The sequence below is a fragment of the Hymenobacter glacieicola genome (genome assembly GCF_014640315.1).
GTDB classification, from domain to species: domain Bacteria; phylum Bacteroidota; class Bacteroidia; order Cytophagales; family Hymenobacteraceae; genus Hymenobacter; species Hymenobacter glacieicola.
Genome location: NZ_BMGS01000005.1, coordinates 254,776 through 281,394, shown reverse-complemented (window position 1 = coordinate 281,394; position 26,619 = coordinate 254,776). Strand labels below are relative to the sequence as shown.

General features: G+C 55.9%; 20 protein-coding genes. 6 read left to right on the top strand and 14 right to left on the bottom strand.

The genetic code is table 11. The annotated features are described in order from the left end of the window. Nucleotides 1-66: 66 nt before the first annotated feature. The 3 genes from porW (at nucleotide 67) to uvrC (ending at nucleotide 7,714) form a co-directional block, all read left to right on the top strand. Nucleotides 67-3,258, top strand: coding sequence for a type IX secretion system periplasmic lipoprotein PorW/SprE (gene porW / locus IEW18_RS11175; RefSeq protein ID WP_188557931.1), 3,192 nt, complete (start codon nucleotides 67-69; stop codon nucleotides 3,256-3,258). Nucleotides 3,259-3,372: 114 nt separating this feature from the next. Then, nucleotides 3,373-5,715, top strand: coding sequence for a transglycosylase domain-containing protein (locus tag IEW18_RS11170; protein WP_188557930.1), 2,343 nt, complete (start codon nucleotides 3,373-3,375; stop codon nucleotides 5,713-5,715). A 169-nt stretch (nucleotides 5,716-5,884) separates the two neighbouring features. Further along, nucleotides 5,885-7,714, top strand: a complete 1,830-nt coding sequence (gene uvrC / locus IEW18_RS11165) for an excinuclease ABC subunit UvrC (RefSeq protein ID WP_188557929.1) — start codon at nucleotides 5,885-5,887, stop codon at nucleotides 7,712-7,714. An 81-nt stretch (nucleotides 7,715-7,795) separates the two neighbouring features. Here the strand turns inward: uvrC and porN are convergent, their stop codons facing one another. The 10 genes from porN to lipB all read right to left on the bottom strand — a co-directional run bounded on the left by porN (nucleotide 7,796) and on the right by lipB (nucleotide 18,187). Next, nucleotides 7,796-8,689 (bottom strand): type IX secretion system ring subunit PorN/GldN, encoded by an 894-nt coding sequence (porN, locus tag IEW18_RS11160; protein WP_188557928.1) that lies wholly within the window; start codon nucleotides 8,687-8,689, stop codon nucleotides 7,796-7,798. 46 nt (nucleotides 8,690-8,735) lie between these two features. Continuing rightward, the gene (gene porM / locus IEW18_RS11155; RefSeq protein WP_188557927.1) at nucleotides 8,736-10,325 is read right to left on the bottom strand and encodes a type IX secretion system motor protein PorM/GldM; all 1,590 of its coding nucleotides are present in this window, start codon (nucleotides 10,323-10,325) and stop codon (nucleotides 8,736-8,738) included. Nucleotides 10,326-10,408: 83 nt separating this feature from the next. Beyond that, on the bottom strand, nucleotides 10,409-11,224 hold the full coding sequence (gene porL / locus IEW18_RS11150) for a type IX secretion system motor protein PorL/GldL (RefSeq protein ID WP_229728701.1): 816 nt from the start codon (nucleotides 11,222-11,224) through the stop codon (nucleotides 10,409-10,411). Nucleotides 11,225-11,326: 102 nt separating this feature from the next. Next, nucleotides 11,327-12,346 (bottom strand): T9SS ring complex lipoprotein PorK/GldK, encoded by a 1,020-nt coding sequence (porK, locus tag IEW18_RS11145; RefSeq protein ID WP_188557926.1) that lies wholly within the window; start codon nucleotides 12,344-12,346, stop codon nucleotides 11,327-11,329. Between the two features lie 237 nt (nucleotides 12,347-12,583). Further along, nucleotides 12,584-13,576, bottom strand: coding sequence for a PorP/SprF family type IX secretion system membrane protein (locus IEW18_RS11140; protein WP_188557925.1), 993 nt, complete (start codon nucleotides 13,574-13,576; stop codon nucleotides 12,584-12,586). A 144-nt stretch (nucleotides 13,577-13,720) separates the two neighbouring features. Further along, nucleotides 13,721-14,539 (bottom strand): uroporphyrinogen-III synthase, encoded by an 819-nt coding sequence (locus IEW18_RS11135; RefSeq protein WP_188557924.1) that lies wholly within the window; start codon nucleotides 14,537-14,539, stop codon nucleotides 13,721-13,723. A gap of 76 nt (nucleotides 14,540-14,615) precedes the next feature. Next, nucleotides 14,616-15,740: a DUF4271 domain-containing protein gene (locus tag IEW18_RS11130; RefSeq protein ID WP_188557923.1), complete on the bottom strand. Its 1,125-nt coding sequence runs from the start codon at nucleotides 15,738-15,740 to the stop codon at nucleotides 14,616-14,618. A 75-nt stretch (nucleotides 15,741-15,815) separates the two neighbouring features. Beyond that, complete coding sequence (locus IEW18_RS11125) at nucleotides 15,816-16,886, bottom strand: MraY family glycosyltransferase (RefSeq protein ID WP_229728699.1); 1,071 nt, start codon at nucleotides 16,884-16,886, stop codon at nucleotides 15,816-15,818. Nucleotides 16,887-16,954: 68 nt separating this feature from the next. Further along, nucleotides 16,955-17,374, bottom strand: coding sequence for a hypothetical protein (locus IEW18_RS11120; protein WP_188557922.1), 420 nt, complete (start codon nucleotides 17,372-17,374; stop codon nucleotides 16,955-16,957). 3 nt (nucleotides 17,375-17,377) lie between these two features. Beyond that, nucleotides 17,378-18,187: a lipoyl(octanoyl) transferase LipB gene (gene lipB / locus IEW18_RS11115; RefSeq protein ID WP_188557921.1), complete on the bottom strand. Its 810-nt coding sequence runs from the start codon at nucleotides 18,185-18,187 to the stop codon at nucleotides 17,378-17,380. 225 nt (nucleotides 18,188-18,412) lie between these two features. Here lipB and IEW18_RS11110 point away from each other — a divergent pair, with 225 nt between their 5' ends. Continuing rightward, nucleotides 18,413-18,772 (top strand): YraN family protein, encoded by a 360-nt coding sequence (locus IEW18_RS11110; RefSeq protein ID WP_188557920.1) that lies wholly within the window; start codon nucleotides 18,413-18,415, stop codon nucleotides 18,770-18,772. 36 nt (nucleotides 18,773-18,808) lie between these two features. Here IEW18_RS11110 and IEW18_RS11105 read toward each other — a convergent pair whose 3' ends face one another. The 4 genes from IEW18_RS11105 to IEW18_RS11090 all read right to left on the bottom strand — a co-directional run bounded on the left by IEW18_RS11105 (nucleotide 18,809) and on the right by IEW18_RS11090 (nucleotide 23,115). Continuing rightward, nucleotides 18,809-19,744 (bottom strand): toxin-antitoxin system YwqK family antitoxin, encoded by a 936-nt coding sequence (locus IEW18_RS11105; protein WP_188557919.1) that lies wholly within the window; start codon nucleotides 19,742-19,744, stop codon nucleotides 18,809-18,811. A gap of 221 nt (nucleotides 19,745-19,965) precedes the next feature. Continuing rightward, nucleotides 19,966-21,798 carry a molecular chaperone HtpG gene (gene htpG, locus IEW18_RS11100; RefSeq protein WP_188557918.1) on the bottom strand — a complete coding sequence of 611 codons (1,833 nt, stop codon included), beginning with the start codon at nucleotides 21,796-21,798 and terminating at the stop codon, nucleotides 19,966-19,968. Nucleotides 21,799-21,955: 157 nt separating this feature from the next. Then, entirely contained in the window at nucleotides 21,956-22,408 is a 453-nt protein-coding gene (locus IEW18_RS11095) for a hypothetical protein (RefSeq protein ID WP_188557917.1), read from the bottom strand. A gap of 269 nt (nucleotides 22,409-22,677) precedes the next feature. Beyond that, nucleotides 22,678-23,115: a hypothetical protein gene (locus IEW18_RS11090; protein ID WP_188557916.1), complete on the bottom strand. Its 438-nt coding sequence runs from the start codon at nucleotides 23,113-23,115 to the stop codon at nucleotides 22,678-22,680. Between the two features lie 571 nt (nucleotides 23,116-23,686). On the opposite strand from IEW18_RS11090, the gene IEW18_RS11085 reads away from it, so the two are divergent. Beyond that, nucleotides 23,687-24,031, top strand: coding sequence for a hypothetical protein (locus IEW18_RS11085; RefSeq protein WP_188557915.1), 345 nt, complete (start codon nucleotides 23,687-23,689; stop codon nucleotides 24,029-24,031). 153 nt (nucleotides 24,032-24,184) lie between these two features. After that, complete coding sequence (locus tag IEW18_RS11080; protein WP_188557914.1) at nucleotides 24,185-26,611, top strand: TonB-dependent receptor; 2,427 nt, start codon at nucleotides 24,185-24,187, stop codon at nucleotides 26,609-26,611. Nucleotides 26,612-26,619: the final 8 nt, after the last annotated feature.

Sequence of the window (26,619 nt, the reverse complement as noted above, 5' to 3'; positions counted from 1 at the left end):
GCCGAACGATTCGGCCGGGCCGCTGTGTTTTCTGTCTGCACCTTTCGCCCTGAGCTCTTCGCTGCTTTGACGACGACAACTTTTTCGCTTTTGCGCCTGCTTTCCGCGCCCACCGCTGCCTTCCTCCTGCTGGCGGCTGGTCTGGCTGGGTGCGCTTCCGAGCGTCCGTCCCTGATTGGGCACGCTTACGATAATGTGGTGGCGCGCGACAATGCGTATTTCCTGGCCCGCGAGAAAATGTTAGCGACGGAAGCTACCTTATATAAGGCCCGCGTTAACGACTACAACCGCGTTTTACCGCTTTTCCCTACCCTGACTGATGCCACCGTAACTACGGTTACGGCCGACCTGGACGACATCATCAAGAAAGCCTCCCTGCCCATTCAGCACCGGCCAGGCTCCGACTGGACCGATGACAGCTACTTGCTAGTGGGCAAGGCCCGCTATTACAAGCGTGAGTATGAGGACGCGGCCAAGACCTTTAAGTACATCAACACGACTAGCAAGGACAGCAACGCCCGCCACGAGGCCCTGATTTGGCTGATGCGCACCTTTCTGGCAACGAAAGAGCTGGAAAACGCGGCGGCCGTGTCGGATTTGCTGGACAAAGAGCAGGGCACGGAGCGTAACGCGCGCGAGCTATTTCTGACCCGAGCCGAGTTCTTCCTGCTCACGGGCGAGCAGGCCCGAGCCATCGAGAACCTGGAAAAGGCCATTCCTTACATTGAGCCGAAAAACGAGCAGTCGCGCACCCGCTACATTCTGGCCCAGCTGTACCAGGCTCAAGGGCAGGATAAGAAGGCCTACGCGCAGCTCAACCAGATTCTAAAAAAGAACCCACCCTACGAGCTTGACTTCTTCAGCAAGCTGATGCTAGGGCAAGTGTCGGACCTAAACCAGACCGACCGCGCCCGGCTAGACAAGTACTTCGCCAAGCTGCTCAAGGACACCAAGAATAAGGAGTACCGCGACAAAATCTATTACGAAATGGGGCGGCTGGAGTACCGCCAGCAGCGCTACCCGGAGGCGTTGGCTTTACTGCAGAAAGCCGCCCGCACTCCGTCTACCAACCGGGTGCAGAAGTCGTACGTGTACTTGCTCAGCGGCCGGATTTACTACGAGAACCTGCAGAAGTATCGGCTGGCCGCCGCCTACTACGACAGCACCGTGCAGGCCTTGCCCCCTGAGGCGCCGGAGTACGCTGCCATTGCTGAGCGAGCCGCTATTCTCAAGGACTTTGCTCAGCAACTCACCATTGTAGAAACGCAGGACAGCTTGCAAGCCCTGGCCCGGCTGGATTCTGCAACCCTCCGCACCCGCCTGACGGCGTATGCCCAAGCGGAAGTGGATGCCCAACGTAAGGCGGCCGAGCAACTAGCGGCCCAACAGGCGCGGCAAGAACAACGGTCTGGGCAGGCCCTTGGGGGCATCAGCGCGGGCCGGGATTTGCAGCCCGACGTGAATACTGATGACTTTCTGGCGGCTAACACGGGTGTAAAGTGGTACTTCGATAACCCTACTGCCCTAGGCACCGCGCGCAATGACTTTATTCGGCGTTGGGGCGACCGGCCCCTACAGGATAACTGGCGCACGGTTAGCCAAGCCAGCAGCTCGCCGGTTACCAGCCGGGGCGGCAACGTACCCGTCAGCATTGCTGGCAACGCCAGCACAACCGTGAATGGCGCGGGCGGCCTGGGCGCGGCGGCTACCCCAGAAGCCGATCCGGCCGTGCAGCTACGGGCCTTGGTGGACCGCTACCGCCAAAACATTCCTCTTACTGAGCCCCAGCGCAAGCAGTCGGATGCCCTGACGGAGGAAGCCTTGTACGCCTTGGGTAGCATCTACAACCAGCAGCTCCGGGAGCCAGTGCGCGCCGCGGAAACCTACGAAACCCTGCTGACCCGCTACCCACAGGGTCCGCACACGCCCGAAACGCTTTACATTCTGTACCTGATTTACAAGGAGCAAAATAACTCGGGCAAGGCCGAAGGGTATGCGGAGCGTTTGCGCCAGACCTATCCCAACTCCTCCTATGCCCGTCTGGTAGCGGACCCGGAATACCTGCGGCGTACTTCTGTTGCCAATGCCCAGGTAGCCATTTTGGTCGACTCGGCTTTTACCTTTTATAAGAACCAAGACTTTAAGAAGGCTAGTGCCGTGCTGGCCCGGGCGCGTAAGCAATACCCCGAAAACGACCTGAACGACCGGGTGGCCTTCATCAGTACCCTGCTAACCATTCGGACCCAACCACCCCTTACGGCCAAGGCAGCCGTGGAGAAGTTCTACAAAGACTACCCCGAAAGTCCGTTGGCTCCGCAAGCCGCTACGTTGCTTAACACCTATAAGCAACAAGCCGAGGGGCAGATTACCGGTGCCCTGGCCTCCACCGACAAACCCGTTGTATCGGTGTTCAAGCCGGGTGAGGTAGAAAACCGCATGCGGATTTTCTACGGGGAGAATGAGTCGCCCGCCGCGCCAGTTGCTCCGAAGTCCGCTCCTTCTCTGCCCGCACCTGCTGCCTCGCCGTCGGCTTCCTCTCCGGTTCCCGCCCAGTCAGTGCTTCCCCAACCAGCGCAGCCCGCTTCCGCTACTCCAGGGACTACTATTCCTACTTCGGAAGTTCCTACTCAGCCTGCCCCCGTCACGCCCCCACCGGTAGTAGATGAGGCAAAAGCTGCCCGCATGGCCGCGGCCCAAGCTCGCGCCCGCGGCAAGAAGGCCCCCGTTGCTCCCAAAACGGCTCCGCTCACTACTCCTCCCGTCGCTACCCCACCAGCAAGCGTGGCCGGAACGGCTCCAGTTTCTGTGCCCGCGCCTACCCTGCCGGGTAGCAGTGCTACCGTAACGCCTCCGGTTACCAGCGCTCCTGCTCCTACAGCGCCAGTGGGCACGCCGTACAAGGCTACGCCGGCTGCAGCGCACGTCGTTGTGCTAGTTATGGCGAAGGACGCACCCGCATTGCCGGGCCTGTTGGAGCAGTTGAGCGCTTACAACAGCCGCTACTTTAAAACCAGCAACCTGCTGGTGCGGCAGCAAGCCTTGGGAGCCGGGCAAGAGGTAGTACTTATCGAATCGTTGCCCGGCGTGAAAGTTGCGCAGAGCTACGCCCTGAAACTGCGCGGTCCTCAGTCGCCGCTGAGTAAGCTGCGGGGAACGGGTTACCAAACCCTCCTAATTAGTATTGATAACTTGCCGCTCCTGCTGCAAAGCCAGAATCCTGAGGAATATCAGCGCTTCTACCAGCAGAACTACCGTTAACAACAAGTAGGTAGTAAGGAGTGAGAAGTACTACGTGGCGGACTGTCGGTTCTACTCCGGTTCGAGGCTACAGCCTACTTCTAACTTCTTACTATTTAGTTTTTATTTGAAAAAATGGCTCAATCTGCCACAAAAACCAAGTCTTCCTTTCGTAAAACCAACCAGCCGGGGCGCTATACCGGGTGGGCCCGCCTGCTGTGGATGATTTTTGGCGGGGGCGTGCTGGGCACTGTTTTGTACGTGCTGGCCGTTAGCGTCAACTTCCTGAACCTGTTCGGGCGGATGCCCAATCTGAAGACCCTGGAAAACCCGCGCAGTGAGCTGGCCTCGGAAATCTATTCCGCCGACGGGGTGCTGATGGGCAAGTACTTTCGGGAAAACCGCACGCCGGCCGAGTACGAGGACCTCCCCCAGCACCTAGTAGATGCCCTGATTGCCACCGAGGATGCCCGCTTCGAGGAGCACTCCGGCATCGACCCCAAGGCTACCGGCCGGGTAGTGGCGGGCCTGCTTACGGGTGGTAGCGGTGGCGGGGGCTCTACGCTCACTCAGCAGCTGGCCAAAGTGCTGTTCCGGACCCGGGAAGACCTCAATGACGGCAAGCTCAACGACGTTCCCGGCGTCCGGATGCTCATCACTAAAACCAAAGAATGGATTCTGGCCGTTCGGCTGGAGCGCAGCTACACCAAGCGCGAAATCCTGCGCATGTATTTGAATACCAACGACTACGGTTCCAACGCCTTTGGTATCAATACGGCCGCTAAAACGTTCTTTAGCAAAACCCCCAAGCAGCTTACCCGCTCGGAGGCGGCTACCCTGGTAGGCGTGCTGAATGCTCCTTCCCGCTTCAGCCCCAAGTATAACCCCGCCCGCTCCAAAGCCCGGCGCAACTGGGTGCTGCGCCAGATGCAAAAGTACGGCTACGCCGATGCCCAAAGCCTGCAGGCCGATACGCTGAAACCCATTGTGCTGCGCTACAACGTTGAAAATCAGAACGAGGGTATTGCGCCGTACTTCCGGGTGGAGGTGAGCAAAATGCTGCGGCAGTGGGCCAAGGAAACCGACCACGACCTGTACTCCGACGGCCTGAAAATCTACACGACCATTGATTCGCGGATGCAGAAGTACGCCGAATCGGCCGTGGCCGAGCACATGAAGCTGCAGCAGAAATGGTTTGATGCGCATTGGAAGGGGCAGCAGCCCTGGCGCGACGAAAACGGGCGCATCATCCCGAACTTCCTTTCTACCTCCATTCAGCGGACGGAACGCTACAAGTCGCTCACCAACCGCTTCGAGGGTAACCGGGACTCCATCAAGTACCACCTCAACAAGAAATACCGGATGAAGGTGTTTACCTGGAACGGCGGGGAAAAGGAAGTGCTCATGTCGCCCATGGATTCGCTGGCCTACTACAAGCGGCTGCTGCATTCCGGCTTCATGGCCATGAACCCGCTGAATGGCCAGGTGCGGGCCTGGGTGGGCGGCATCAACTTTAAGTACATTAAATACGACCATGTAAAGCAGGGCAAGCGTCAGCCGGGCTCCACGTTCAAGCCGTTCGTGTACGTAGCCGCCATCGACCAGGGCTACTCTCCTTGCTACCAGCGCCCCGACGTGGCCACTACCTTCCCGGCGGAGCGTGGCCGTCCCGCCTACACCCCCCGCAACTTCGAAGGCGGTTACTCGGGACGCGTCTTCACCTTGCGTCAGGCGCTGGCCCGGTCCATGAACTCCATTACGGCGTGGCTGGTGCAGAAACTGGGTCCGGAAACGGTGGTTAGCTACGCCAAGCGGCTGGGTATTACCTCACCCATCGAAGCCGTACCCGCCGTTGGCTTCGGCTCTTCCGACGTGAGCATTTACGAGCTAACGGGCGCCTACAGCACCTTCGTCAACAAAGGCATCTGGACGGCTCCTATGATGGTAACGCGCATTGAAGACAAGAACGGCAACGTGCTGCGTGAGTTCACCAGCCAAACCCGGGAGGCCCTGAGCGAAGAAACCGCCTACCTGATGACGCACATGCTGCGTGGTGCCACGGAAGAGCAGGGTGGCACCAGTATTATTCTCAAGGGCGGCTTTAAGTTTCCTTACGAAATGGGCGCCAAGACGGGCACCACCTCCAACTACTCCGACGGCTGGTTTATGGGCCTCACGCCCGACCTGGTGTGCGGTACGTGGGTAGGCGGTGAGGACCGGAGCATCCACTTCCGCACGGGTTCCTACGGTCAGGGCTCGCGCCTGGCGCTGCCCATTTACGGGTTGTTTATGCGCAAGGTGTACGCCGATAAAAGCATTGGTATTAACACGGGTCCTTTCCCGAAGCCTACCCAACCCCTGAGCATCGAAATTGACTGCTCCCGCTACTACAATGGCGCCGGCGCCCGGGACACGATTCCCTATGAGCAGAAGCTAAACCAAGTGGAGTTGGACGACCTCAATGAGGAAGACATTTAACTCTCTTCTTTCGCTCAGCATATTTTCCAGAACGTGGTCGGGACTTCCCGGCCACGTTTTTTGTTAGAACGAGTAACCCCCCTTACGCACGCAGGCTAAACCTTGGCCGCTACGCTTTGCGTACCTACTTTCTACCACCCTCGCTCTTTTAGCGTTTTTTTTGCCCCTTATGGCTGCTAACGCCCAGTTACAAGAACAAATCCGCCAGCTCCCCCACCGGCCTGGGGTCTATAAATACTTCGGCGACGAGGATACCATTATTTACGTGGGCAAGGCCGTTGACCTTCGCAAACGGGTGAGCAGCTACTTCACCAAGCAGGACCATAACAAGAAGACGCAGCAGCTGGTCAAGAACATCCGCCGGATTGAATTCACTATTGTTGACTCGGAGTCGGATGCCTTCCTGCTGGAAAACAACCTCATTAAGCAGCACCAGCCCAAGTACAACATCCTGCTCAAGGATGGCAAAACCTACCCCTACCTGCTGCTGACCAATGAGCGGTTTCCGCGCCTGATTCCGACCCGCAACAAGCGCCCCGGCGACGGCCGCTACTATGGCCCTTACGCCAACGTAACAGGCATGAACCTGCTGCTGGAGCTTATTCGGGCGCTGTATCCGCTCCGCACGTGCACCTACAACCTCTCGCCCCAAAACGTAGAGGCGGGCAAGTTCAAGGTGTGCTTAGAGTACCACCTGGGCAACTGCAAAGGGCCCTGCGAAGGGCTCCAGGACGAGGAAACCTACAACCAATACATTCAGCAGATCCGGCAGATTCTCAACGGCGACTTGCGCCTGCCTAAGCAGTATTTCCGCGAGAAGATGATGCAGGCGGCCCAGGAGCAGCAGTACGAGCTGGCCCACCAGCTCAAGCAGAAGCTGGACAAGCTGGACGAGTTCCAGGCGAAGAGTACCATTGTCAATGCTAACCTGACCAACATTGACGTGTTCAGCATTGCTTCCAACGAGAAGTCGGCTTTTATCAACTACCTCAAGGTGATGAACGGTAGCATCATTCTTACCCAATCGGTGGAGGTACAGAAGAAGCTCGATGAGCCCGACGATGAAATCCTGGCCCCCATGATTATGCAGATGCGGGAAGAGTTTGAAAGCCAGTCCAAGGAAATCCTGACCAATGTGCCGGTGCCGGACCTCCCGCTGCCTGGGGTCAGTATTACCCAGCCCCAAATCGGCGACAAACGAAAACTACTCGAGCTAAGTATCAAGAATGTGCTCTACCTGCGTAAAGAGAAGGAGAGCATGAATGACCGTAGCAAAGACCTGAACGAGGTGCGGATCATGGAAACCATGAAGAAGGATTTGCGCCTTACTGAGCTGCCTAAGCACATCGAATGCTTCGACAACTCCAACTTTCAGGGCGACAACCCAGTGGCGGCTATGGTGTGTTTCCGCAACGCCAAAGCCAGTAAGAAAGACTACCGCCACTTCCACATCAAGACCGTGGTAGGCCCCAACGACTTCGACTCCATGTACGAAATCGTGACGCGACGCTACCGGCGTCTGCTCGATGAGGGCGCCAGCCTACCCCAGCTCATCATCGTGGATGGTGGCAAGGGTCAGTTAGGTATGGGGGTCAAAGCTTTAAAAGACCTTGGGCTCTGGGGACAAATTCCCATCATCGGTATTGCCAAGCGCCTGGAAGAAATATACGTCCCCAACGACCCCCTACCTCTCTACATCGACAAGAAGAGCGAAACCCTGCGGCTTATCCAGCGCATGCGCGACGAAGCTCACCGCTTTGGTATCACCTTCCACCGCTCCCGCCGCGACGCCGCGACCCTCAAAACCGAGTTAACTGACGTCAAAGGACTAGGACCCATCACGGCCGATAAACTGCTAACCAAGTTCAAATCCGTCAAAAAGATAAAGGAGCTAACTGAAAGCGAGCTTATAGCGGAGGTGGGCAAAGCCAAAGCGCGCATCTTACTTGAATATTTCAGCCAGCAGGATGCCGTAGCAACTAACGGATCGACCGAATAAGCAGCAAAGACAAATCGGCTATAAAAACAAAAAGCCCCTGCCGTATGGCAGGGGCTTTTTGTGTACTCTAAATCCGTGATTCTAGAAGCTCCACAGGTTGTATTCGTACTCAATCAGGTCGGCAGCGGCCTGCTGAGAAGCAAGGATACCTTGCTGCTGGCCACCGTAGATTTCGTCTAGACGAGCATCGTTGGGGTTCGACACCTTTACGATGTACGAGTTGAACAGCCACAATTCGAAAGCGTCCGCGAGGTTCTTATGCTGGGCGTCATTCTGAGGATTAAACCAGATAGCCTTGTCCGGGTTGGCCCGGAATACTCGCACTAGGTCGCTGTACTTAAACGTACCAATGGGCTTTTCAATACCGGAGGTGTTAGCGCTCAGCGTGGAAGGCACCAACAGCGTAATGGCCTTGATATCATGATACATCCGCGACCGTTTCTTGTCAAAGATCATATCCTCCTTCATCTCCATCTGGTAGATGTCCTTGGGGCGGTACTCGTAGCTTGGCGGAGCAGAAGGCTTCGGCGCTGCCTTGGCAGTCGTCTTGCCTTTGCCTTTCTTCACCGGAGCACCCCAATCATCACCCCCACCTAGGTCGCTGTCAGAAAAACCAGCGGCTTTTTCTTCATCACTCAGACCGGCGCTGGCTTCTACAAACGACATGTTTGAAGTTACCTCAGCGCCAGAAAGCGTTGTGGTCAAAGAATCATTGCGGTACGCCTGCAGCTCACCGCGCTTTACCGCGTCCAGAATTACCCGGCTGATTTCCTTGCCTTCCGAGAACATAGGCTTGTTCTGCTTCTCACGCAGGTCAATCGCCCGCGTAATAGTCTTGCGGAACAGAATGTCCGAAGCCGGAATAGGCCGGTACGAGCCATTGCTGCTCGCGGTGGTAGCTTGTTCCTGAGCCGAGGCTGCCACCGACAGCGTCAGGCCGGCCGTCAGAGCGGCGAAGGAGAGGAATTTGTTCATACCGTGATAATCAAAAAAGCGCAGAACTTGGTTCAGGTAAGAACGCTTAAATCAGCGGAATATTGAAGGTCTTTGAAACGTTTACCGATTCCGTGTTGCCTTGGAAGTTCATGCGCTGTACTTCTTTCACTTCGATGTACAGACGGTCACCTTCACGGGCGGTGTTCACCACATCGCTCAGGTTAGCCTCCGGGCCGCTGATGGAGCGGGTAGGCATAGCAGGACGCTTGCCACGCACCAGCGTGATTTCGTACCGGGTAACGCGGTAGCGAGCATCTTCGGGCAGGAAGGTAGCGAAGCCAGCATCAGCAATAGCACGCAGCTGCATGTTACGTACCGCCGTAATTGGGGTACCCTGCTTTTCGTTAGCCTCACGGCCACCTACTACGCACTTAATATCAGGCTTAGGAATCGGACGAACCTGGAAGGTTTGCGAACCGATGGGGTTGCCACCGCTGCTCACGCTCAAGGTCACTTCCCGCGAGTTCGGAATCAGGGTTACTTCACCTTTAGCCGAACCTTTGATAGTAGAAGCACCCGAAGCCGAGAAGCTAGGATCGTACTGGGCGCCCAGTGCAGGAACCTGTACGCTCAGCTTGTTGCCGCACTTGAAGTACAACGCCTGCACCGAAGCCGACTGAATCTGCATAACGGGCTTGGTTACCGTGTATTCCACCTTCTTGGTGAAGGTAGTGTCGCGGCCGTTCTGCTTGAAGCGAATCGTACCAGTCCAGGAGGCCTTGGCGTTGCCGGAAGCATCGAAGCCACCCGGACGAGCCGTGAACTCCACAATACCATGACCATTCGGATCAACCCGCAGAGGCGAGCCATTAAGCGTCATCGTGGGGCGCAGGTCCGAAGCCGAAGCAGTAAGGAACAGCTCTGCTTTGTACTTGGTACCCGCTGCTACCGTGTTCGACTCAGCGCTAGCAAAAGCCCCAATCTTGTCGAATACGATGGTAGTAGCACCAACCTGAGCCGCCAGCTTGTTTAGGGCATCGGCTTCATACTTCAGTACTTCCGTTTCCTTCTGCGACAGTACTGCCAGGGCAGCTACAACCGGGGTGTTTTCGAAGTTAAGCTGAGCAAAGTCCTTGGACTTCTGATCAGCCGTTACGCTTGGGTCTTCCTTAGGATCCAGGGCCAGAGCCGGAGCCGTGAAGCCAGGTACCATTTTCTGCAGGTCGGAGGCATAAGCATTCAGCTCATTCTTCATTTTGTAGCCCAAGCCGTCGCGGCTACCAGCCCCACCAAGCATCACGTTGGCCACCTTATCGCTGGCTTCCATGTTCTTGTATTCGTTTTTGCTCTTGTTCTCCGTGGCATCCAGCAGTTTCGTGCGGATGTCACGCAAGTAGGTAACCATCTTTGCCGTCCGCTCCCGCACACTTTCGCTCTGCTTTAGAATAGCAAGGTCTTTCGCCTGGTTGCGGTTACGGGCTACAATCTCCTCAATGCCTTTTACAGCACCTTGGTTGGTTTTAGCAGTCTTATCGTTTACCCCGATCAGACTATCATCTAGAAATTTGAACTTCAGCAGAATAGCTGAGTTTACCTGTAGGGCCAGAAGCGCAGTCAGTACCAGGTACATCATGCCAATCATCTTCTGCCGCGGAGTTTCTTTTCCTCCCGCCATCGTATCTTTCTGTGTCTATAACTGCTGTGTAGGAAGAAAGGCACCCGAGTATTAGTCGGGCACCATCATTGCAAATCCGACAATTAGTTGGTAGCGCGCATTGCGTTCAACATGTTGCCATACACGCGGTTAAGCGAGCTGAGGTTCGAGGTCAGGCTGGTTACTTCCTGCTTGAACTGATCAGTTTCTTTGCCGGCCTCGGTCAGGTTTTCCATAGCCTGCGTCAGGGTGCCGTAGAACTTGTTCATGGACTTCAGGTGCGTGTTAGCATCCTGCAGTTCCATCTCGTACACTGCGTTTAGCGCGCCGAGGTTCTTGGTTACGTTCTGCACTTGTACGTGGTACTCCCGAGCGTCATTCGTGGCATCAGCCATGGCCGACATAGCCTGGGCTGTGTGAGAGTAAGCCTCGTTGATGCGCTCCAACGACTGAGCAGCCGAGCGAACTTTCGAAGTGTATTCTTCCGTAGCATTGGTAGCGTCGCCCAGCGTCGAAAGCTGCTGAGTAGTAGTGCTCAGGCGGTTCAGACCCTGGCCCAGCGAAGCAATGGCTTCGGGGGTTACGTTGGCATCCTTCAGCATATCGTCCAGCTTGCGGGTCAGGCCCGTGCCGCCGTTGTCAATAGCGTTGTTGCGGAAGCTGGGGTTACCAGTCGAGGGGTCATAACCTTCACTCAATTCTGGGTATACCAATGACCAATCAACTTCTTTGGGATTAGGTTGGAAGGCACTCAGGAAGAAGATTACAGCTTCGGTTCCCAGGCCTACCATAAGCATGATATCTGCGCCTGCTAAGTGAAGGATTTTAAATAGTGCTCCGATAATTACTACTGCAGCGCCGATGCCGTAGATTTTCGGCATCACCACATCGAAGAAAAAGTTGCCGCCTTTTGCTGCCATGTTGTAAAAAGTTGAAAAAGAAGGTGTTTGGAGTGATTTTAAAAATTCGAAATGCGAATTACAGGAAATGCCGTAGCGGACGAAACGGCTAGAAATGACAGCTTAGTTCAGAGCCCCGTTAGAGCCCATGCCAATCTGAATCATGGCCGTGCGGAAACCGATGTAAGAGCGGGCCGAGTCCTGGTATTCAAAGTTTCGGGTGCCCGTCTCGAGGAAGTAAGCAATGTCCTTCCAGGAGCCACCACGCACTACTTTGCGGGGTTCGTTGTCGTCCGGGTTGGTTGGGTTCATATCCCATACCACGGGTACCGAAGCCTCCATGTAGGCATCATCACACCATTCTGATACGTTGCCCGACATATCGTACAGGCCAAAGTCGTTCGGGAAGAAAGCGCCAACCGGCGAAGTGTAAGCGTAGCCGTCAGAAGCGTAGTCACCGCGGCCGGGCTTGAAGTTCGCCAGCATGCAGCCTTTGGAGTTACGCAGGTACGGGCCGCCCCAAGGATAGGTAGCCAGGTCGCGGCCACCACGGGCGGCGTATTCCCATTCTGCCTCGGAGGGTAGGCGGAAGTTCGGCGTTGGAGCCAAGCCAGCTTCGGCGTTGGCGGCGTTTTTGTTTTTGGTGCGCCAGTTGCAGAAATACTTAGCAGCAAACCAGTCTACGCCAACTACGGGGTAGTCATCGAAGGCGGGGTGGGTATAGTAGTACTCCATCAGGGGGTCGCCCATGTGGTAGGTAAAATCACGCACCCACACGGTGGTATCCGGGTAGAGCTCCGTCATTACGTACTCCTCGCCGAGCACGTCAATGGAGTCCTGCCGGATGGCGTTCATGAACTGCCGGTATTCGTTGTTGGTAATCTCCGTCTCATCCATGTAAAAGCCGGCGATAGTCACCTGCTTGTTCATGTTTACCATGGAAGCCGAGATGTCCTGATCGGTCTGGCCCATATGGAAGGTACCACCGGGGCAGGGCACCATACCGAAGGGAACCTCCTGCGGATTAAACTCCGGACGGTCCTCCGCCCCGACTAGGTCGCCTTGCGGTCCAGTACCGAAACCACAGCCCCCCAGGATAAGCGTCGAAAGCGCGACGAGAGGCAATAAGAGAAACTTGTTCATGTGAGAAAGAAAAAGACTGTCTAGGCGGCGATACCCAAAGATTACAATTTTCCGAGCTGGCAAATCTAGCAAAACATCCGGTCGCAAACAAGCCAATCGGCCAACAGTAACAGTTTGTCTACGAATCACTTTCACGACCAGCCTAACGAAGAAGGTCAGTATTTTATTGAATGCCCTACCGCACTAGCGTGGGCAACGCATTACAAGAGGGCTATTTTCCGATTGAAAGCCCCAAAATTAGAAGCTGTACCGTGGCGTACGGATTGCCGGCTTGGTTTTTAAGCCCGGTTTTGGCAGCCGGTAGCCTAACATTATTTCAAATGAGCTAGATGCTTTCGCATCTTGGCCAAATGCAATTATGTCATAAGCTAGTCCCAACCGTAAGGCATTATCCTTTGCGAAGCTGATGCCTCCCAAAGCGGTAAATGCATCACCAGACCGGTAGCCCAATCCTCCCCAATACCGATCGTCAAAAGTAGCCCTCGCGCCAACCTCGTACGAGTTGTTACGAATAGAAAACTTGTCCTCATCCCCAAATTTGCCCGGCAATACCATCTTCACGAGAACAGTTGGTGTTAGGACAACGGATGAAGTAAGATCAATATTGTAACCTGCTGTCAGATAGGCATGATTTTCATTCAAATATCGGGCCGAACGTCCGCTGGTAACGACCTGGCTATTGAATTTATACTCCGAGCGTAGCAGGTTATTAATGCTAAGACCCGCGTATAGTCGCGGCCCTTCATACCACAAACCGGCTCCTACATCAATCTTCCCATCTGAACCTTCCAACGGCACGAAGATGTCGTTTTCATCGTTAGCCCTGAATTTACCCTGATAAATGTTGTTGAACACTCCCTGTATACCAAGGCCTAGCCGGCCTTCACCAATAGTGATGTGGCGCGAGTAAGACAATTGCACGTTGGTAGTGTTGAGCTGGGCGATTCTATCCCGGTACACACCAATGCCGATGCCCCCGGCCAGGATAGGTAGGGGCAACGACGCGGTTATGGAAGCGGTAGTAGGCGAGCCACCCTCATCGAAGGTGCCGTTGTATCCAATGTACTGGGAGCGGCCAAGAGCAGTAATTTCACCGTAGCCCTTAACCCCAGCGTATGCGGGGTTAAGATACATGCCGTTAAATCCGTAGTGGCTGAACTGAGGCTGCTGCTGCGCTACAGCTTTACCCATGAACAGAACTGCACATAGGCAGAGTATACTTCTCTTCATATCAATAGACGAACAGCCAGGAACAGATGAAAAACGGCAGGCAGGACGTCTTCAAATGTAACGAAAAACTGCCTAGAACATTTCACGGCGTATACGCAAGAGGAGCAGTAGTGGCTGCTCCTCTTACCCTATTACTCAGATACTTTACTTGTTACTCTTTTTCTCCTTCATGGCATCTGCCCCATGGTGCAGACGGATGTAGGCCTCGATAGCGCCCGTCATAGAAGGAGCATTGGGCTGAGGGGCCTCAATATCTAATTCGAGGCCCGCCTCGATTACGGCTTTGGCGGTAGTAGGCCCGAAAGCAGCAATGCGCGTTCCATCCTGCTCGAAATCAGGGAAGTTGATAAACAATGAGCTGATTCCAGATGGGCTAAAGAAGGCAATGCAGTCGTACTTAACATCGGATAGGTCCGACAGGTCGCTGGCTACAGTGCGGTAGATGACGGCTTCCGTGAACTTGAAGTTATTAGCCCGCATAAACTCTGGGATGTCATCCTTCCGAATGTCGGAGCACGGGTAGAGAAACTGCTCGCCCTTGTGCTTCTTGATAACATCAAATAGATCAGCGGCCGTGCGTTGACCTACAAACAGCTTGCGCTTGCGCAGCACAATGTACTTCTGCAGGTAATTGGCCGTTTGCTCCGAGATGCAGAAATATTTCATCTCGGCAGGCATCTCAATTTTGGCCTCCTGGCAAATGCGGAAGAAATGGTCAACGGCGTTGCGGCTCGTAAAAATGATAGCCGTATGCTCCTGAATGTTGACTTTCTCTTTGCGGAAATCCTTGTAGGAAACCGGCTGAACCTCAATAAACTCCCGAAAGTCTACTTTGATACCGTACTTCTCGGCAATAGCAAAGTAGGGGGAAACGTCGCTAGAGGGCTTTGGCTGGGTGACAAGAATGCTGGAGATGCGCTTGGCATGACGGCCCGTCCCCGGTTTGTCTTTGCTCTCGGCCATAAGGTAGAAAAAAGGGTAAATCTAAAGCAATAAGGAGGGGTGCGGGCAGAACCGGTGCAGGCCGGTACAAGGTGTGTCAGTAGGTAAAAACGATCAGCTTGAGCAGAACGATCAAAGGAATCACTTCTGTGGCGCAAAGGTACGAAAACAAATGTAGATTTAGTAAGGATGTCTTATGATGCAGCGTGCGCCCAACCCGTAGCACGGTACCAATCAACAGCAAGGAAACCACCCCGTTGGAAACCCACAGTACCGTTTCGGGCAGGCGCTGATTTAGGCCCAGATATAGGAGCATAACGGCAGGCAAAAACAGCCCCATGAAAAGAATAGTGCGGATAAACTCGCGGTATTGAATGGTTACCAGATCGGTTACATCGAAAATGTAGCCCATCAGCTCCAGAAATAAGTATTTACCCAGGACAAACCCCGCTACCAGGGCTGTGTAAAGCAATACCCGCACAACAATTGCCGACTCTGCTACATCAAACAGGCGACGCAGAATAACAATGCTTTGGATATTGGTATGAATAGCTACCAGCAGCAACGCAAAGGAAAGCGCGAATAGCAGTACCAACACTAGGTTTAGCCAGGTTAGCGTGGGCTTTATCAGAAAGTCCTGCTCGGCGGAGCCTTTACCCCATAAGCCTTCAAGCTGATAGATACGGGTGAAGCCCGGCTGATACGTGGCCCGCAAGCCGCCGTAACACAAGCCTATTAGCAATAGAAAGCCAACAAATACATTCTGACCCTGGTGCCCCCGCGGACGGGGTTGGGCATCAAGGGGTAGCGCGGAGGATTTGCCTGCCTGGGTTGGCTCGGCAGGCACGGCGTTTACGAAGGAAGCCAGATTAGGCGACGCATCAGGTTCCCAGACGCACAGCAGGTGAGGGCCGGCCACGCTACCCGGGGGTAGTAAACGGGCGAGGTCCAGGGTATACGTAGCCGGCGTACGGGCCGTAAATACCAACCGGTTATCAATAAATAAGCTCAGCTTTTCTCGGGCCGTAAAACGGATGAGCAAGGGCTTAGCTGGCCGAATTGACAGCCACTGGTAGTAGGCGTGGGCCGGCGGATGGTAGTCGGAAAGGTAGAGAACCAAGCGGTTGCGGTCCTCATCGTGAATCAGCCAATCTTGGGTGAGGCCTGCTCGTGGCGCTGGGGGTAGCGGCCGGTACTCAGCGGCTTGGAGCAACAGCGGCAACAGACTCAGACCAGTTAGCCAGAGCAAAGTCCAAAACCGACGAAAGCTGCTGCTGCGCACTGGGAAGAAAGCGTACTAATTCGAGGCTACCCGCTGCCGCTCGGCCCGGCTGTGGTACACCCCAAGGAATACACTCAGCACCAACGAGAAGGCCACCAACGCACAGATCAACAAGGTGTTGCCGAGGTAAGCGAAGTTGATAACGAACAAAATCACCACCATGTTCAGCAGGCCTAGCAGCACGACGGTGCTGATTTGCTGGAAGCCCATAGCCAGAATGCGGTGGTGCACGTGGTTTTTATCGGGGGAGAAAGGCGAGCGGCCAGCCATCATCCGGACAATGAATACGCGCAGGGTATCGAACAGGGGCACGAACAGAATGCCGGCCGCTACTGAGGGCGCGGAGGAAGCAAACGGCTGGCCTACCTTCAGGCCCATCTCAATGAATTGAATCGTCAGGATGGATACGATAAAGCCGCACACCAAGGAGCCGGTATCACCCATGAAAATGGTGGCCTTGTGGAAGTTGTAGCGCAGAAAGCCCAGCATCCCTCCTACCACGCAAACGGACACGAACACGTAGTTACCGAACTGTTCGCCACCGTACTGATAGAAGTAGTAACCAAACGTGCTAACGATAATCAGGACAATGGAGCCTGCCAAGCCATCCAACCCATCAATCAGGTTGATGGCATTGGTTATACCCACGATGGCAAAGAAGGTGAAGGCGTAGCTAATGCCCACCGGCAGCTCCTGAATGCCCAAGATGCCCTGAAAGCTGGTAATGCGCACATCGGCCATGATCATGACAATGCCCGTGGCCAGGAGCTGCCCCACAAATTTCTTAGACACTGAAATGCTCACCAAGTCGTCTTTCAGACCCACAAAAAACAGCACAATGCAGCCCGCCAGCAATTGCTGCACGCCGTTGTTGAGGGGCGCGAAAATGGTGAGGGCCGACATAAACCCGGCAAATACGGCTACTCCACCCAGGCGCGGAGTAAGCGACTCATGCACGGTCCGCACGTTGGGCGTGTCGAGCATGTTTTTCAGGTGGGCAATGTAGATAATGGACGGAACGGCGAACAAAGCCACCAGAAACGCCCATAGGGAGGACAGACCCAACTGAATTCCGAGTGCATTCATTGCGAGTTCGGCGCTTACGGTAAAGTATATCCCAAAATGGGATAGGTAGTTGAGGGGCAAAGATACGGCTAACTATGCAGTACTCCCGGCCGCTCTAGCAAAGCAATGTGCGTTAAGTTGTCAGCCACGATGGAGTCGGGAACGAAGATGAATTTTTTATCAAAAATCTTCGAATCAACGTAGTAGCTCACCCAGTACTGGTTATTGAGGTGGAACAGGGCGGGGTCGATGGGCTCAATGAGCGCCGCAGAACGTGGCTCAACTTCCAGAATTACGTGCCGCAGGGTGGAGGTACGGATTGGTTCCCCTTCCGGGTCGACTCCGTAGCCGTTGGAACTCACAATGACATTCTGCAGGGCGAAATCGTTGTGGTTTAGCAGGTACACCTGCCAGCCCAGCTGGTTTTCCGATGCTTCGGCCACGTTGTCGTCGGGCACAACGGTAACGGATACCCCTTCTACGGGGTCAAAAACGATGTCTTTTTTCATGAGTTAACTGTTCTCGTACATCTCAGCGCCCAGCAAGTGGCTTAGGTGCGGAAGCAAGCGGTTCTGCACTTCCGCCACGGGTACGGGCCGGCCTAGCTCCTGCTCCAGAGAGGTGACGGCCTTATCGGTGATGCCACAGGGCACGATGTGACCAAAGTACGCCAGGTTGGTATTGACGTTGAGGGCAAAGCCGTGCATGGTTACCCAGCGGCTGCATTTCACGCCCAGCGCGCATATTTTCCGCGGATTAGCCGCTCCCTCCTCGAAATCAATCCAGACGCCCGTCAGGCCGGCAATCCGACCAGCTTTCACGCCGTACTCGGCTAAGGTCAGGATAATAGCTTCCTCCAGCACGCGCAGGTAGCGGTGGATGTCGGTAAAAAAATTGTCGAGGTCGAGGATGGGGTAGCCGACCAGTTGGCCGGGGCCGTGGTAGGTAATGTCGCCACCCCGGTTGATGCGGTGGAAGGTGGCCGCGTGGGCCGTCAGGCCGGCCTCATCCAGGAGCAGGTGTTCTGGTTTACCGCTTTTGCCCAGCGTGTACACGTGTGGGTGCTCGCAAAGCAACAGGTAGTTGGGGGTAGGCTCGGGTAGCGCGCCGGTTTCGGCAGCCTGGCGGTTGCGAGTTTTCACGGCCAGGGTATCGGCCAGCAGCTGCTCCTGCAAATCCCAGGCAGGCTGGTATTCCACTACTCCCAGGCGCCGTACTTCTACCCGGCGGTTTTGCCCGCTGGCGGCTGCCGTAACAGCGCCGACCGTAGCAGGAGAAGCGCCCGTTGGATCCGGACTAACGCAGGCGGGGTACGTGGTCATGAGGCAAGGCAAAAGAAGCGGGGCCTAAAAAAGAGGTAGCCAACAGCAACCATTTTCTGGCTGTTTGCTCCCTGCTTTTTCAGGCCTGACAAGCTCCTCACTAGCAGGGCATACCCCACGCCGAATGAGCTTACCATCTTCGTGTAAAAACAATCAAAGGTACTAGATTTAGTCCCAAACCCGCGTATCTGGTTGCGCTCCTCGCTTACCTTCCCGGCTTCCGCTATGCTTATACCCTCCCACCAGCTTGGGCTCGACGGTGAAGAAACCAGCCTGCACTACCTGCTTGGGCAGGGGTACGAACTTGTGCACCGCAACTACCGCTACCGCCGGGCGGAGGTAGACCTGATTGTGCGACGAGGCAACGAGGTACTGGTTTTTGTGGAAGTTAAAACGCGTTCCTCAGCCCTTTACGGTCATCCGGAGGAGTTTGTCACGGAGCGCAAGCGCCAGCTGTTGCGCCTGGCGGCTGAGCAGGTGCAGGAGGAGCTACGTTGGCGCGGCGACATTCGCTTCGACATCCTGGCTTTGCTACCCACCCGGGAAGGCTTGCGCGTGGAACACTTCGAGGACGCCTTCTATTAAGCTGCCTTTTCCGCGGGAAGCTAAAGGAGCGCTACTTTAATTTTTGGTTCCCGGCCGCGACGTGTCGGGCTTGTCCCGGTTGTCGAATTTATCCTTCTCGAAAATAGCTACGCCGTTGCGGTTGTACTCCTTGACCAGCACGGGTTCCGTTACTTCCGGGTCATAGCCAGACTCGCCGTACTCATACTCGTAGCGCAGGCGGTTGCGGGTGTTGCGAAAGCCCCAGTAACGGTTCCAGGTTCCGATGCGCTTGCCGTTCTCAAACTGCCCTACCCATTCCAGCTGGCCGTTTTCGTTGTAGCGTACGTAGTCGCCCTCCAGTTTGCCATTCACGTACGGAATCACCTCTTTCACTTGCTTCTGGCCCGCATCGTAGTACGTGACGTTGGCGTCGCGCGGGAAGCCCATTTCGTAATGGGTTTTACTAATCAGGATGTTGTCGCGCGTGAACTTCTCCCAGCGTAAGTGGCGGGTACCCACGGCGTAAAAACCGGTTTCTATTACTTTACCGCCCTGCATTTTCTTGTAAGGGCCGTGCAGCACTTTTACCTGGGTACCGTCAACCTCGCCGGGGGCAGCTTTGAAAATACGGCGCTTCTTGGGGTCGAATACGTAGCGGGCCGGGGCGTACACGTTCGGCTGCTGGAAGGTGCGTAGGTAGTAGAAGATTTCTACCGCCTGGTTTTTACCCTTGGGGCCCGATTTGACATACCCCTTCTTGATTTGCTCGCCCAGGAAAATGTTCTTTTTCTTGCGGGGTTTGCGCTGGGCGGCTTTCTCCTTTTCCTTAGCCGCCCGCTCCTGCTCCTTGGTCATGGCTACGCGCTGGGCTTCCAACGACGGAGCGTTGGTCGTATCCCGGGCTTTGGTAAGCGTGTCCGCAACGGCAAGCCCCCCGGCAGTTTCCGGGTGGCTGTTAAACGAAACCGTTTTTTTAGAGCAGGCTCCTACGGCTACAGCCAGTAGAAGCAAAAGAGCATACGGACGCAACAGACGCATTAAAGTAGAGGGCAGGATTCGCAGCATCGAACGTAAAGATATAGGGATTTGGTGCCCAGCCGTGGCAGGCTTCTACCGTTTGGCCCCTGACAAGCGCACTTCAACAGAAAGCACATTCAGCTATAACAACAAAACCCCAGCAGCCGAGACTACTGGGGTTTTGTACTACCATAGACTTTAAAGACTTTCTAAGACTACTCGGCAGCTAGCAAATCTGCGCTACGCTTCACGAAGGCGGTTAATGCCTCCCCTTTCAGCATGCCCTGGGCCAACAGCGCGAGGTCAAAAGCCTGACGCGCCAGCGTGGAGCCAGCCTCACCTTCAGCCTGCAGCACGCGCTGAGCCACGGGGTGGTTGGCATTCACGCTTACGGTGTAGGAGTCAGGCAGGGAACCAAACATCTGCATGCCACCGCCGCCACCTACCCGCTGCATATCCTTCATGCGGCGCATAAATTCGGGTAGCGTGATAATTACGGGGGCATCCTGGGGCGACAGGGCTTCAACTTGCACGTGCATGTGCTCATTGCTGATGGCCTGCTTGAACACGTCCTGGAGCTTGGTTTTGTCGTCGTCGCTCAGTACGCTTTCCGCCGCCTCATCCTTTTCGATGAGCTTACTTACCGTATCGGCGTCTACGCGCTTGAAAGTCGTTTTTTCCAGCTTCTGCTCCAGTTGCCCGATGAAGTGCGGGTCCAGCACGGCGTCGAGCTTCAGCACGTCGTAGCCGCGCTCCGTGGCCGACTGCACGTAGGCGTGCTGGGCTTCCGGGTCGGAGGTGTACAGCACCACGGTCTGCTCGTTCTTGTCCTTCTGGTTGGCCTGGATGAATTCCTGGTACTCACTCAGGGTAAAGTACTTACCGGCCGTGTTCTGCACCAGGGCAAAATCCTTGGCCTTGTCGTAAAACTTCTCATCCGAGAGCATGCCGTACTTCACGAACAGGCCAATGTCGGACCACTTCTCCTCGAAGCCCGCGCGGTCCTTGCGGTAGAGCTCGGCCAGCTTGTCGGCTACCTTCTTGGTAATGTAGGTATTGATCTTCCGCACGTTGGCATCAGCCTGCAGGAAGCTGCGCGACACGTTGAGCGGAATATCCGGCGAGTCGATAACGCCGTGCAGCAGCATCAGGAACTCGGGCACTACGTCCTTCACCTCGTCGGTGATGAATACCTGGCGCGAGTACAGCTGAATCTTGTTGCGCTGGAACTGCAGCTCATCCTTCACTTTCGGGAAGTACAAAATACCCGTCAGGTTGAAGGGGTAGTCCACGTTGAGGTGGATCCAGAACAGTGGCGGCTCCGAGAACGGGTACAGCTCCTGGTAGAACTTGGTGTAGTCCTCGTCGGTCAGCTCAGCGGGCTGCTTGGTCCAGATGGGAGCCGTTTGATTGATGACCTCGCCCTCAAACTCAATCTCGACCGGCAGGAACTTGCAGTACTTGTTCAGGATGCCCTTCAGGCGACTCGCCTCCAGAAACTCGTCGGAGTCTTCGGCTACGTGCAGCACCACATCGGTACCCCGATCGGCCTTGTCGGTGGTTTCGAGGCTGAACTCGGTGCTGCCGTCGCACACCCAGTGGGCGCCTTCGGTGTCGTCGCGGTAGCTCTTGGAGAAGATTTCTACCTCCTTGGCCACCATGAAAGCGGAGTAGAAGCCCAGGCCGAACTGACCGATAATCTGGTCTTTGGCGGCGGCATCTTTCTCCTTGTACTTCTCCACAAACTCAGTGGCTCCAGAAAAAGCAATCTGGTTGATGTACTTCTTAATTTCCTCGGCCGTCATGCCCAGGCCGCGGTCCGAGATGGTGATGGTGCGGGCTTCCTTGTCCACGCTTACTTTCACCTTCAGCTCCCCCAGCTCGCCCTTGAACTCTCCTAGCTGCCCCAGACTTTTCAGCTTCTGCGTGGCATCTACCGCGTTGCTTACCAGCTCACGCAGGAAGATTTCGTGGTCGGAGTACAGGAACTTCTTGATGATGGGGAAGATATTCTCGGTATGAATCGAGATGCTACCTTTCTCTTGCATAACAGGGTAGAAAAGTTGAGTGAAACGAATACATGACGACTTGCCAGCCCCGCGGGGAGGTAGTCGTGGTGGCAGCGCGTTTCAAACCTTGTTCCAGCCCTGTGCGGGCTGCCAGCTTGGCAGCCCGTGGCTTTGTTCACTGGAGTAGAGTGTTTCGCTAGGCAGCTTCGTATTCGTTCCGTGATACCCTCCAGCCCTTGTCTTCCGTGTTATCGGCGTTGCGCAGCCATTCTAGGGCTGTAGAGCTGTCATCGAAGACCTGCATATCAAAGGGTGGAGACATCACGCTGGACTCCAGCAGGGCTTGATGCTGCATGTACGAGGTAAGAACCAGCGCCAACTGCTGCAGCTGCAGGTTGGGCAATTGCTGTAGCACGCGCTTCTCCAGCACGTAACAATCCAGCACAGACAGCTCAGGCATGCCGTCTAGGTTAAGTAGTAGGCGCTGAATGCGTTGGCTGCGGACTTTCTCCAGCACATCCAGCAGGTAGTCTTTTGCCTGGTGCGTAGAAGACAGAGCCTGCCATTGCACCTGCAGCAGGTTGTGGTCCGTTTCGTACCAGATCTGGAAACAGTTGTTGTTTACTAGCTTTTCTTTCAAAGTACTCATATCTCCCTGCGCGTCGCCAGTAGTTTGGTGGCGGATAACAGATCAATAGTACGAGGTCCGAAACTTGCAAATCAGTCAACTCGGCCACCCCGGGCAAACAACCGGTCAATTGCACATTTTAGCGGACCAACCTTTCGCAGCCCTTATTAAGGAGTATAACTGACCAGCTTTTTTTAACTTTCCCAATTTGAGAGCAACTCAACCACACAAGTTTCAAAGCTGGATTATTGGCCAACAGCGGTGAGAATTGGTCGCTCTGAGGTTAACTTCTACAGCGAGAGGAGGCTATCAGCGGCAGGCTGCGATTTTACAACTTCCCATTGCTGTTCCAGGGCCTGAGCCTGGGCCGCAGTAGGCGCCAGCCAATCGAGGGCGGCGGGAATATCGGAGAAGAACTGAACTTCAGCCCGAACGTATCGCCGCCCGTCCGTCAACACGTTTTCGACTACCAGTTGGTTGTGCAAGCCCAGGGGCAAAATCAAGGCAATCGACTGAATACCAACGGTAGCAAACTCAGCAAGCCACGCCTCACTTAGCCAGGCCTGCTCATCGGTCCCGACGGGGGCCATTCGGGAAACATCGGCCAGCCAGCTGGTAACCTGGTGGCGTTTCGAGTACACTACCAGCTTCTTGAATACAGCTTGAAACTCACCCGTTGAGGTAGGCCCATACCACTCCCACCGCAGCAACTGCAGTGTTGGCTCCACGTGAACCAAAAGGGACCCAAACGCAAAAAACATAACAAAAAACAAAAACCGGATACTATTACTACGTCAACAACCATAAAAGTAAAAAGTGCTTATCTGAATAAAATTACATTTCGTCAACTTCTATATTCTGCTCGGCAGATGCACTTATTATGCCGTTTGAATTATTGCTACCTCTACCACAACGTTTGCATAACCCCAAACAACCACGGCGCCCCAATAGACCACAAGGCTAATTGGAGCGCCGTTAACATTACTCGAATACGGGTTTTTAGAGAAACTTGACCGTTCCGCATCGACCCGACAGCTACACGAATAGCTGTTCCTGAACCGACTTTTCCTCTTGCTTGTGCCGAGGCCGCAGATACTGCGCCAAGCGCAATAATAGACGAGCTTTAAATGCTTTCATGTCAATTTTCGTTTATCTTGATACAAACAAAGCTATGATTGCACTATTTCCTTATTACTACTCCAGCGTTATGCTATCGTGACGCTTCAACTTTTTTAGTGAGTCACTTTCATAACTCGCTTTTACTAGTACATTTGCCTTACTGCTGATACAACGTTGCAAATGCGTACTCTTCGCTCTCGTCTGGCTCTTACACTGCTCCTGTGCTTCGTGCGGGTGTTGGTGCCCGACGCCTGGGTAATAGCGTTGCACGCTCACCAGCACACCACCGAGGAGCCTACGCAAGCGACCAGTTGGCCCAAAGGCAAAGCGCTGCTTTCCGCCAAACACCAGCACTGCGACGCCGACCAGTTCTTTAAATCGGCTTTTGAGCCCGCACCAGCCCTTCCGCTGGTAGCGCCAATTGCCCTGCGTTTTGCTACTGCCCTAGGGTGTGCGCCAGATTCAGCCTGGCATGTAGTGCCGTTGCTCGCGGCCAATCTGCGGGGCCCGCCCAGCCTAAGCTAGCTTACTGAGACCCGCTGTAGCAGCATATGCTGGCTGACAGGCCAGCTAATTGCTTAGTTTCGAATGTAATAACGGCTGGCGCGCTGCCTGCGCCAGTCTTTCCAAGCTATAGCGGCTGGTTTAGTATTCTTCGGCAGCCCTCCCTTCTTACGTATGATTTTCCGTGCTCCGGGCCTTCGCCGGAGCCGCATGACTGGGCTTTGGCTAGGACTAGCGCTATTTTGTGCGCTACCCCAGCTGCTGCTGGCCCAGTCGTCGGTTCCGGTGGGTTGCGCCCTGCTGCTGAGCGGCCGCGTTCAGGACCACGAGTCCCACGACGCGCTGGCGGGGGCAACGGTTGTGGTGCTGGAAACCCAGCAGGCCACCCAAACCGAACCCGACGGCCATTACCACCTCGACCTTTGCCCCGGCACGTACCACGTGCAGGTATCCTTCGTGGGCTTTGCCCCCGAGACAGTAGAAGTGCGCGTGGGTGGGTCGGTGCTCCGCGACGTTCAGCTCCACCCCGATGCTATTGCCCTTAAGGGCGCCGTAGTCGAGGGCCAGCAGGTGGCCGCGCCTACCCCCCAGGCCACCGCCACGCTTAGCGGACAGGCCTTGCAGCAAACCCGGGGCCAGGCCCTGGGCGAGGCCCTGCAGAAGATAACCGGGGTTACGGCCATTCAAACCGGACCCAGCATTTTCAAGCCGATGATTCACGGCCTGCACTCCAACCGGGTGACCATTCTGAACAATGGGGTGCGGCAGGAAGGACAGCAGTGGGGCCAGGAGCACGGACCGGAAATTGACCCGTTTATTGCCTCCCAGCTTACGGTGGTGAAGGGCGCGGCCAGCGTGCGGTACGGCTCCGATGCCATTGGCGGGGTAGTGCTGGTGCAGCCCAAGCCCCTGCGCGACTCCGTTGGCACCGGGGCCGAGCTGAACCTGGTAGGCATGAGCAACAACGGGTTGGGAGCGGCTTCTGGCACGCTCGATGGGAATCTGCGCCGGCTGCCGGCCCTGAGCTGGCGGGTGCAGGGCACAACTAAACGGGCCGGCACCATGCGGGCCCCGGGCTACTACCTGCGGAACTCGGGTTTCGAGGAATACGACTTCTCGGCTGCCCTGGGCTGGCGCAAGCCCACGTACGGCCTGGAAGTATTTTACAGCCAATTCAACACCACGTTGGGGATTCTGCCGGCCGCGCATGCCGAAAGCCCAACGGATTTGTACGCCGCCATTGCCCGCGCCCGGCCCCTGGAAACCTCCGACTTTAGCTACACGATCAGCCGGGCCTACCAGCGCGTAAGTCACGACCTGCTGAAGGCAACCGGGTTTGTGCGCACGGGCTCCGTAGGCCGCCTGACCGCTACCCTGGGTCAGCAAACCGACTACCGCGACGAGTACGACCGGTTTAGTGCCCGCAACGCCGACCGGGCTGCCCGCAACCGCCCGGCCCTGAGCTACGCCAACCGCACCAGCACCGGGGAGCTGGTGTGGGAGCAGAAGCCACTTGGGCACTTTACGGGGAGCGTGGGGGTAGCAGGCACCTACCAGTTCAACCGCTACGCCGATGGCACCCGGGGCTTCATTCCGTTTTACAACAATACTATTGCCGGGGCCTTTGCGGTGGAGCGCTGGCAAAACCAGAAATGGCAGCTCGAGGCCGGCCTCCGCGCCGATTACCGCCACCTGCGCACCCGCCGCGGCACCCGCGACACCCTGGGCGGCTATTACGTGGACCGGCGCGAGTTTACCTACCTGACGCCCGCCGCCTCCCTCGGGGCCATCTTCGAGGCAACCCCGCACCTTACGCTTAGCCTCACGGGCAACCTAACCCAACGGGCCCCGGCTGCTAACGAGCGGTTCAGCGACGGGGTGCACAACGCCCAGTATGAGTTAGGCTACGACCTGGTACCCGGCAACGCGGCCCTGGGCCCGGAAACGGCTTACCACACGGCCCTGACCGTTAGCTGGCACGATAATCCGCGGCTGAATGGGGAGCTGACTGTTTATCAGACCGCCATTGACAACTACATCTACCAACGGCCTATTCTGCCGCCCGTCATCAACATTCGGGGCACCTTGGTTAGCTGGCAGTACACGCGCACTACAGCCCTGCTCCGGGGCCTCGACCTGGGCGCTACCTACCGGCTGGCGCCGCAGTGGGAGCTGGCGGGCAAGGCCTCGGTGCTGCGCGGGCGCGATACAGCAGCGGACGAGTGGCTGTTTTTCATGCCAGCCGACCGCGCCGAGCTTTCGGTGCGGTATGCCTTGCCCGCGCGAGTTGGCAGCCGCCTGACGGGCCGGTACGCCCAACTCGGCTCCTACGCCGTGGCTCGCCAAACCCGAGTGCCCACCGATTACGCTACCAAGGATTACGCCTTGCCCCCGGCCGGCTACCTGCTGCTGGGGCTGGAAGCCGGCGCCACCGTGCACTGGGGCCGCTTGCCGCTCGAGGTGAGTCTGGCGGGCTCCAACCTGCTCAACCAGCGCTACCGCGACTACCTCAACCGCTACCGCTACTTCGCCGACGAGATGGGCCGCAACGTGACGCTACGGGTACGCGTGCCCCTGAACTTCAGCTCCCACCGGCCTTAAGCCTCCCG

Coding starts and splice junctions, on each gene's coding strand:
- porN (WP_188557928.1), bottom strand. CDS start 8,689: ATGAACAAATTCCTCTCCTTCGCCGCTCTGACGGCCGGCCTGACGCTG.
- IEW18_RS11085 (WP_188557915.1), top strand. CDS start 23,687: ATGCGTACTCTTCGCTCTCGTCTGGCTCTTACACTGCTCCTGTGCTTC.
- IEW18_RS11120 (WP_188557922.1), bottom strand. CDS start 17,374: ATGAAAAAAGACATCGTTTTTGACCCCGTAGAAGGGGTATCCGTTACC.
- IEW18_RS11170 (WP_188557930.1), top strand. CDS start 3,373: ATGGCTCAATCTGCCACAAAAACCAAGTCTTCCTTTCGTAAAACCAAC.
- porM (WP_188557927.1), bottom strand. CDS start 10,325: ATGGCGGGAGGAAAAGAAACTCCGCGGCAGAAGATGATTGGCATGATG.
- IEW18_RS11095 (WP_188557917.1), bottom strand. CDS start 22,408: ATGAGTACTTTGAAAGAAAAGCTAGTAAACAACAACTGTTTCCAGATC.
- IEW18_RS11080 (WP_188557914.1), top strand. CDS start 24,185: ATGATTTTCCGTGCTCCGGGCCTTCGCCGGAGCCGCATGACTGGGCTT.
- porL (WP_229728701.1), bottom strand. CDS start 11,224: ATGGCAGCAAAAGGCGGCAACTTTTTCTTCGATGTGGTGATGCCGAAA.
- htpG (WP_188557918.1), bottom strand. CDS start 21,798: ATGCAAGAGAAAGGTAGCATCTCGATTCATACCGAGAATATCTTCCCC.
- uvrC (WP_188557929.1), top strand. CDS start 5,885: ATGGCTGCTAACGCCCAGTTACAAGAACAAATCCGCCAGCTCCCCCAC.
- IEW18_RS11110 (WP_188557920.1), top strand. CDS start 18,413: ATGCTTATACCCTCCCACCAGCTTGGGCTCGACGGTGAAGAAACCAGC.
- lipB (WP_188557921.1), bottom strand. CDS start 18,187: ATGACCACGTACCCCGCCTGCGTTAGTCCGGATCCAACGGGCGCTTCT.
- IEW18_RS11135 (WP_188557924.1), bottom strand. CDS start 14,539: ATGGCCGAGAGCAAAGACAAACCGGGGACGGGCCGTCATGCCAAGCGC.
- IEW18_RS11125 (WP_229728699.1), bottom strand. CDS start 16,886: ATGAATGCACTCGGAATTCAGTTGGGTCTGTCCTCCCTATGGGCGTTT.
- IEW18_RS11140 (WP_188557925.1), bottom strand. CDS start 13,576: ATGAAGAGAAGTATACTCTGCCTATGTGCAGTTCTGTTCATGGGTAAA.
- porK (WP_188557926.1), bottom strand. CDS start 12,346: ATGAACAAGTTTCTCTTATTGCCTCTCGTCGCGCTTTCGACGCTTATC.